The sequence below is a fragment of the Allobosea sp. 01N443 genome (assembly GCF_056399325.1).
The window spans coordinates 1-7338 of the sequence record NZ_JBFTRC010000245.1 but is presented as its reverse complement, the minus strand read 5'-3'; the positions used below and the strand labels follow the sequence as shown (position 1 = coordinate 7338).

Annotated in this window: 8 protein-coding genes and 1 pseudogene; 4 read left to right on the top strand and 5 right to left on the bottom strand. The window is 61.7% G+C overall.

What is annotated here, in order from left to right; genetic code table 11:
• Positions 1 to 15 precede the first annotated feature (15 nt).
• The 3 genes from groES (at position 16) to AC1DRP_RS33200 (ending at position 3107) form a co-directional block, all read left to right on the top strand.
• Positions 16 to 303: a co-chaperone GroES gene (gene groES / locus AC1DRP_RS33210; RefSeq protein ID WP_055727595.1), complete on the top strand. Its 288-nt coding sequence runs from the start codon at positions 16 to 18 to the stop codon at positions 301 to 303.
• A gap of 46 nt (positions 304 to 349) precedes the next feature.
• Positions 350 to 1987 carry a chaperonin GroEL gene (gene groL, locus AC1DRP_RS33205; protein WP_476770751.1) on the top strand — a complete coding sequence of 546 codons (1638 nt, stop codon included), beginning with the start codon at positions 350 to 352 and terminating at the stop codon, positions 1985 to 1987.
• 910 nt (positions 1988 to 2897) lie between these two features.
• Positions 2898 to 3107, top strand: a complete 210-nt coding sequence (locus AC1DRP_RS33200) for a cold-shock protein (RefSeq protein WP_441509217.1) — start codon at positions 2898 to 2900, stop codon at positions 3105 to 3107.
• Positions 3108 to 3324: 217 nt separating this feature from the next.
• Here AC1DRP_RS33200 and AC1DRP_RS33195 read toward each other — a convergent pair whose 3' ends face one another.
• From AC1DRP_RS33195 to AC1DRP_RS33175, 5 genes and pseudogenes are all read right to left on the bottom strand, one after another.
• A complete protein-coding gene (locus AC1DRP_RS33195; protein ID WP_476770750.1) occupies positions 3325 to 3717 on the bottom strand; it encodes a hypothetical protein in 393 nt (130 codons plus the stop codon).
• Positions 3718 to 3815: 98 nt separating this feature from the next.
• Positions 3816 to 4040, bottom strand: a pseudogene (locus tag AC1DRP_RS33190) (SMC-Scp complex subunit ScpB); the annotation flags it as partial.
• 1048 nt (positions 4041 to 5088) lie between these two features.
• Positions 5089 to 5214, bottom strand: a complete 126-nt coding sequence (locus AC1DRP_RS33185) for a hypothetical protein (protein ID WP_441509178.1) — start codon at positions 5212 to 5214, stop codon at positions 5089 to 5091.
• Positions 5215 to 5347: 133 nt separating this feature from the next.
• Positions 5348 to 5560, bottom strand: coding sequence for a hypothetical protein (locus tag AC1DRP_RS33180; protein WP_441509179.1), 213 nt, complete (start codon positions 5558 to 5560; stop codon positions 5348 to 5350).
• Between the two features lie 312 nt (positions 5561 to 5872).
• Complete coding sequence (locus AC1DRP_RS33175; RefSeq protein WP_476770749.1) at positions 5873 to 6058, bottom strand: hypothetical protein; 186 nt, start codon at positions 6056 to 6058, stop codon at positions 5873 to 5875.
• A gap of 889 nt (positions 6059 to 6947) precedes the next feature.
• Between AC1DRP_RS33175 and AC1DRP_RS33170 the strand changes: the two genes are divergently transcribed.
• Positions 6948 to 7338: hypothetical protein (locus tag AC1DRP_RS33170; protein WP_476770748.1), on the top strand; the 391-nt coding region annotated here is incomplete at its 3' end.

The following is a 7338-nucleotide window of genomic DNA, read 5'->3' as shown; positions in this document are numbered from 1 at the left end:
GAGGAAGACAGAACCATGAAGTTCCGTCCGCTGCATGACCGCGTCGTGGTCCGTCGCCTTGATGGCGAAGAGAAGACCAAGGGTGGCATCATCATCCCCGAAACCGCCAAGGAAAAGCCCCAAGAGGGTGAAGTCGTCGCCGTCGGCCCTGGCGCCCGCGACGAAGCCGGCAAGCTCGTTGCCCTGGACGTCAAGAAGGGCGATCGCGTCCTCTTCGGCAAGTGGTCGGGCACCGAGGTCAAGATCGATGGCCAGGATCTCCTGATCATGAAGGAATCCGACATCATGGGCGTCGTCGGCTGAACGCCACGCGACCTCCATTCCCCGTTTTCATTAAGGAGTAGCTCGCATGGCTGCTAAAGACGTCAAGTTCTCCACCGACGCGCGCGACCGGATGCTGCGCGGCGTCGAAATCCTCAACAACGCCGTCAAGGTCACGCTCGGTCCCAAGGGCCGCAACGTCGTGATCGACAAGTCGTTCGGCGCTCCCCGCATCACCAAGGACGGCGTCACCGTCGCCAAGGAGATCGAGCTCGCCGACAAGTTCGAGAACATGGGCGCCCAGCTGGTGCGCGAAGTSGCCTCGAAGCAGAAYGACGCCGCCGGTGACGGCACCACGACGGCCACCGTGCTCGCCGCCGCGATCATGCGCGAAGGCCTGAAGTCGGTTGCCGCCGGCATGAACCCGATGGACCTGAAGCGCGGCATCGACCTCGCGGTCGAAGCCATCGTCACGGACCTGAAGAAGAACTCGAAGAAGGTCACYTCGAACGCGGAAGTCGCGCAGGTCGGCACCATCTCGGCCAACGGCGACGARTCGGTCGGCAAGATGATCGCCACCGCGATGCAGAAGGTCGGCAACGAGGGTGTCATCACCGTCGAGGAGGCCAAGACCGCCGAGACCGAGCTTGATGTCGTCGAAGGCATGCAGTTCGACCGTGGCTATCTCTCGCCCTACTTCATCACCAATGCCGAGAAGATGGTYGYCGAGCTCGAGGACCCCTACATCCTCGTTTTCGAGAAGAAGCTGTCGTCGCTCCAGGCGATGCTGCCGATCCTCGAGGCCGTCGTTCAGACCGGCAAGCCGCTGCTGATCATCGCCGAGGACGTGGAAGGTGAGGCTCTCGCCACCCTCGTCGTCAACAAGCTCCGTGGCGGCCTGAAGGTCGCGGCCGTCAAGGCTCCGGGCTTCGGCGATCGCCGCAAGGCCATGCTCGAGGACATCTCGATCCTGACCGCCGGTCAGCTGATCTCGGAAGACCTCGGCATCAAGCTCGAGACCGTGACGCTCRACATGCTCGGCCGCGCCAAGAAGGTGCGTATCGAGAAGGAGAACACCACGATCATCGACGGCGCCGGCAAGAAGAAGGACATCGAGGGCCGCGTTGCGCAGATCAAGGCGCAGATCGAGGAGACCTCGTCTGACTACGATCGCGAGAAGCTCCAGGAGCGTCTGGCCAAGCTCSCTGGCGGCGTCGCGGTGATCCGCGTCGGCGGCGCGACCGARGTCGAAGTCAAGGARAAGAAGGACCGCGTCGACGATGCCCTGAACGCGACCCGCGCTGCGGTCGAAGAAGGCATCCTGCCGGGTGGYGGCGTGGCGCTCCTGCGCGCGCTCCAGACCGTCAAGTCGATCAAGACCCAGAACGACGACCAGAAGACCGGCRTCGAGATCGTCCGCAAGGCGATCATGGCCCCGGCCAAGCAGATCGTSGACAACGCYGGYGATGACGGCGCWGTCGTGGTCGGCAAGCTGCTCGAGTCGAAGGACTACGCCTACGGCTACAATGCCCAGACCGGYGAGTACGGCGATCTGGTCAAGGCCGGCATYATCGACCCGACCAAGGTCGTGCGCACGGCGATCCAGGACGCGGCTTCGRTCGCCGGCCTGCTGATCACCACCGARGCGATGATCGCCGAGCTGCCGAAGAAGGACGCCATGCCGGCTATGCCGGGCGGCGGCGGCATGGGCGGCATGGACTTCTGATCGTCCAAGTCTCTCTACGTCTCCAAGGAAGGCCCGGCGCAAGCCGGGCCTTTTTCTTATAGGCAGCGAAAGGCTTCTGCTTTCTATCGAACGAGCTTGATCGCTCGGTGGACCGTGGCCGGAACACGTAGACCGTGCCGGAGATCTCATCGGCGCCGACGTCCACTCCGTCAGTTGCGATGACCCCAACTCGGGCGCGACATGCCGCCTGAGCCAGCCGCGCGGACGCATCACCCGCCACCATTGCCCCCGCAGGTTAGCTGGCGTCGGTTTTACTCCAGTGGACACCGTCGCAACTACCTCGAAGCTGGGTTTGGCTGAGAAGAACAAGTATCTGGCTGCTGTTCGCATGGGTCTGCGGGCAACGGTTAGATAACATTCCGGCATCCCTGCTTCTTGCGGAGCAGCCATCGGGCCGCCTAGGCTGGGGAAGTGGGAGGGGAAGCTCTATTCGACGCGGGTCAGGATCAATCGCGGCCGTGGTAGCCGGGAATTGATCGCGGCCTTTGAGGTCTCAGAGCTTCCCCTCTCCATTTTGGTTCTTGGATTACCGTGGCTTTGCTCAGTCGCCGGCAACTTCTATTTATTAATCTCGTGCTCGCCATTGCCCTGTTCGGGCCATCAACGCCTGGGAACGACCGACCTGTCAGCCCGGCCAACACAAATAAAGATTCCGCCCCGTCGGGGTGTCTCGCAACGACGGGGCGATAAGGTGCTTAACCAGTTGCGTCACTCTGTGGTGACGGCTGCCAACCCTATAACGCCAATCCAGTCTACCGAGAATCGAGAGATACGCTGTTCCAACAAGAAAATGCCAATCACCTTAGCCTACGGCATGACGTCAACACTTCGGCTTGCGCAATTCGAGCGTCGTGCGATGCTGGCTTGTCGATTAATTAAAAGGTGGCTTATGGCGACGGGAACAGTGAAGTGGTTTAATTCGACCAAGGGCTTTGGCTTTATCCAGCCGGACGATGGCGGCCAGGATGCCTTCGTTCACATCAGCGCGGTCGAACGAGCGGGCATGCGCGACCTGCGCGAAGGACAAAAGATCTCCTACGAGCTCGTGCCAGACAGGCGGTCGGGCAAAGCGTCAGCCGAGAATCTTCGCGCCGAGTGAGGCCTCAGATTGAATGCGAGGGCCCGGGCGGATCCGCCGACATGCTCTCGGCTCAGTTCCACCGCTCGGATCCGGGTCATCAAAGGGGAGGCTGTCGCGTTCTGCGTCGCCCTCCCCTCGGCGCCGCCGCCCTAGGTCAGCTGGTGCAGGGCAAAGCCGGGCTGCGGCGTGCTGACAAGCCGGCCGGCCACCACGGCGTCGATCCCCATCACAGTGCTCAAATCGCAACCCAAGACGCCAGCGCGACCGACGTTACGACCATCACAAGCCATTCGGCGCGGTAGAAACCGAGGATCTCCTTAGTCGAGCGACCCTCGACGACATCCGTTGCCCGATCCCGCGCCGCGATATGAGGGTCGTAAACGAAGCCAAGACCCGTCAAAAACGCGACCGCCATTTCTTGGTCGATATCACCGACCAATGACCAGACCCTTGGCCCGACGGGGAGAAAGCCGTTTTGCAGGCACAGCTCAGTGTCAAGATCGACCCCTTCGATCTCGAACTCGTTCGGCGTTTTCCGGTAGGGGTGTTTTTGCATCGCAAGCGCAACGTGCGTGCCGTTTCTTGTCTTGGCGAAAGCAAACATGACATCGTGGGGGCGGTAGGCCATCGCAACTCTCCCTCAACACACATTCGTACCTTAGAGCGGGCCGGCTCGTCTTCAAGCGCGCCAATCCAGACTTTTGAGTACGGCTGAACGATCCCAGGTCAGAGGCGAGGCTCAGTTCCACCGCTCGGATCCCGGTCATCAAAGGGGGAGAACGTCGGCGCCGCTCGTCGGAATCGCCTCGCCAGCAGCGTGTCCTTGCTCAGCAGGCCCGCATCCTCGAGCTTCTCGAGATCGGGCAGGTCGCGCAGGCTGGCGAGACCCAAGACCGCCAGGAATGTCTTCGTCGTCACATAGGTATAGGGCGCCCCCGGCTCCGGGCTGCGGCTCTGATGGAGGGAACCAGCCCGAACTCTGGGTCCACGGCCACGATCACGGATCACACGACTACCGAGTGGACCGCACCCGCGTCCTGGCAATCAGGCTGGCTATCCAAATCTTCACGGTGATCGAGAAAATCCGTGGTTCGATCCCCTCTGTGTCGTCGAGGTCTGATCGAGCGATAGAACCACATGCGGCTTTTGAGAGGGCTGTCAGACGTGCATTAGATCTTAACGACGACGACACTGCCCGGGAGTTCTGGTCTGCACGGGCCAATCGGGATTGGATCCACGCGGACGGCGACGTGGTAGGCTACTCGTTCCGGGCGGCCGGTGATCTGATCGCCGAGGTTCGCGGCCAAGGCTGCTAGCTGAATTGGTATTGATGCGGTCCCGTCGCGGTCGTGTCCGATCGCGTTCGCGCGGCAATGGCACACGAAGACTGGCGCCCGGCAACGACGCGCTCGCGATCAACCATGGACCTCTTCTCGACCACCCGAAGCGGCGCGGGCGGAGCTCAGTTGCGATATCGGGTCGATGTCGATCGAGCCATGCGGTCGCCTCGGCGCCATCGACACGGCACTCGAATGTCGGCCAGGATGGATCCTCCCTCGACTCGATCTCCAGCCGATCCCGCGCGTAGCGGATCAGTTCGCTGATCGCTTCATATCCAGTCCGGAGCTCGAGGGCGTCAGCGACCCACGGCGCCGACCAGCCCCGTTTGGCGAGAAGCGCAATGGCGGCCGGATCGGCCTCGTCGAACCAAGGGGTTGCGTCGAACTCGACCAGCGTGGGATGATCTCTTCGCTACTGGCCAGGACGCCCACCGTGAGTTCTGACTCACTGTGGAGAACGAAGGGACGCCGGCTTTCCTCGAACGTGGGTCCGGCATCATGCATTGAACTGAGGGAAGTCGCACTCGGACACCTTGCCATCCCTCCCTTTCGGCCGATGATGATCGTGCGGCCGAGCCGCGAGGCTCGGTGGCTGTCCGGGCTCGCTGGGCAGCCGGCCGGCTGGATCAAGCCCCCCAGCTCCCTGCCGGCCCGCGCTCTTATTTGACGGCGATCGGGATGACGATGAGCCTAGCGAGCGCCAGCACGATCGCAGCGCGCAGCCAGACAGCCTTGACGGGATTGCCCGCAAGCATGTGATGCCCCCACGCGACGAATGAACTCATACGCAGCTTCCCGCGGCTGACACATCCTTCGCGACGGAACAGCTCCATCCGAAGGACGTCATCACGAGCAGTCGCGCGGTGCTAGCCACGTTGGTTGCGCGCGGCAGCGCTCAACTCAGTCCGACACAAGCTCTCATCCGGACGCCGTTGCGAGTGTCACGACCCGCGAAAGCGGGCGCCCATCCGGCGCACAGAATCCCTCAGCGCGACCCTCAACGATCCATTGCTCGATCTGCCTGCCGACCGCTTCGCCTTCCTTCTCGCGGTTGGCGGCATAGTGGTCGCGTTGCTCTCGCTCCATTCTCTCGAGCTGTTTGAGCCATTCCGCGTAGGTGATCGTCGCCATCCAAGCCTCCCCGCCGCGACACACATTGAGGCAGTATTCGACATGCGGCTTGGTTACCCTCGTAAAGGCTCTCCTTGACGCCGAAGATTACTTTGTTCGGGGTGAGACCAGTCTTCGGACCGGCGAAGCATACTTCAAACTCGACGGCATCCAGGAATCCATCCGGCCGGTCCGCGAGAACTGTCGCTGGTGACTACAACGAGTGGATACACGAACGCCCGCCATCGTTGGCGGTATCGGCGGGGACGTAGGCTGAGCAGCTAGTCGAAGTCCATCTCTCGCCACCCGATCCCGCACGGGAATTCGCTCGAGCTAACGCAGGATTGGGAGGTCTCCAATATTTACCGCGCCGAGCTGGCTTTGAAACGTCGTCGTTCGGTCGGCACTCTGCTGTTGCGAGACCCCGGAGATCATGTGCTCACCGGTGTCATAAACCGTCCGTTTGGTTCCATCGTCGATGATCAGCCGACGGGCGGTCGGAAAGAAGGCATAACGCATGTCGTTTTGGCTTCCCGCTGTCGCTGGGAGACCAAACTCGGCGGGCCAGCCTAATTCGTTGCTCCGCGCTGGATGGCTTTTGCTTGCGCGCTTTGCCACATCCATCTCGATTTCGCCCCTCTGGAGCCCATCAGCTAGGTCGTGAAGCACTCCATCAAGCTTCCCCTTGTCGCGGCATTGAACATGTCTCCGACCATGCTCATCCCGCCGGCGATCCATTGGGCCATCCCACCAAACTCAGGATGAGAGAATTGGGCCATCTTGCCATGACCGCGGCGAAGCGTTGCTAACGCGACCTCTACCGCGTCTATTCCCACCCCATGCTTCCGAGCGGTCCTGGCAACTAGGTCCTCAGCAAGGCCATGCTCAGTGTGTTCCTTTACGGAGAGCGCTCCGTTCCGGATTGCAGCCTCTTGTTCCGGCGAAAGAGGATTTCCGTTTCCGTCTTTCATGGCAGCACCTTGACGCCCTGGGCCAAGTTTAGCGCGCAGCCCCCACCGAAACGGATGTTACTACTCAATGTTCCTCGGAGTCATTGCCTTCTCGCGAAGCGACGCGCGCGCTGCGGTTATCCGCCGGGGGCCTTGAGAATTGAGCCGGCGCGTTCATCTGATGGAACGCTGCCGGCTCTCATCACGGCGTTCCCTCCCCGCGACGCCACTCTCCTACCTGCAGCACCATGGCCGATGCCATTATCCTTTCGTCGGTATTGAAACCTCTGGCTGTTTAGGGGGCCGATCCTGTGCTGTGGGCCTTCCCCCAGCAGCAGCTTGACTCGAACTCGATCCGATCAGGGTCAAGACGCGCGACTTCCGGTGACGGTGAATTTGGCCCACAGGGCCATGGCGGACATTGCATCCTTCTGGCACGCTGCCGTCGGAGGATGCCCATGGTCGCGACATCATGCCTGCGCACACTCGCCGACACGGATGAACCTGTCGCTGCCCCCTCGCACGAGGGCCTACCCCCGGCGGGGACTGTCTACGCTTTTCGAACCAGGCCCTATTCCACGCTCGCACCGGCGGAAACCGGGCGATACTCTGCGTTCAAGATCATCGGCCCCAACCAGAAACACGTAGCCATCGCCGTATTGGACGGCGTGTGGGGAGAAGTCCCGACGCTGAAGAAGGCCGAACAGGCGCAAATCCTCAAGGAACATCGATTTGCCCACAACGGACGTTTGGCCGTGTTCGGCGTAATTGCAGATTGGTGGGAGCCCTCGGAACTTAATGCCGTGACTTTTCTTGGCAAAATCGGCGTCCGAGCCCCTGAAGCAAGCA

Excerpts from the sequence above, each read along its gene's own strand:
- groES (WP_055727595.1), top strand. The coding sequence starts at position 16 with ATGAAGTTCCGTCCGCTGCATGACCGCGTCGTGGTCCGTCGCCTTGAT.
- AC1DRP_RS33200 (WP_441509217.1), top strand. The coding sequence starts at position 2,898 with ATGGCGACGGGAACAGTGAAGTGGTTTAATTCGACCAAGGGCTTTGGC.
- AC1DRP_RS33195 (WP_476770750.1), bottom strand. The coding sequence starts at position 3,717 with ATGGCCTACCGCCCCCACGATGTCATGTTTGCTTTCGCCAAGACAAGA.
- AC1DRP_RS33185 (WP_441509178.1), bottom strand. The coding sequence starts at position 5,214 with ATGAGTTCATTCGTCGCGTGGGGGCATCACATGCTTGCGGGCAATCCC.
- AC1DRP_RS33180 (WP_441509179.1), bottom strand. The coding sequence starts at position 5,560 with ATGGCGACGATCACCTACGCGGAATGGCTCAAACAGCTCGAGAGAATG.
- AC1DRP_RS33175 (WP_476770749.1), bottom strand. The coding sequence starts at position 6,058 with ATGCGTTATGCCTTCTTTCCGACCGCCCGTCGGCTGATCATCGACGAT.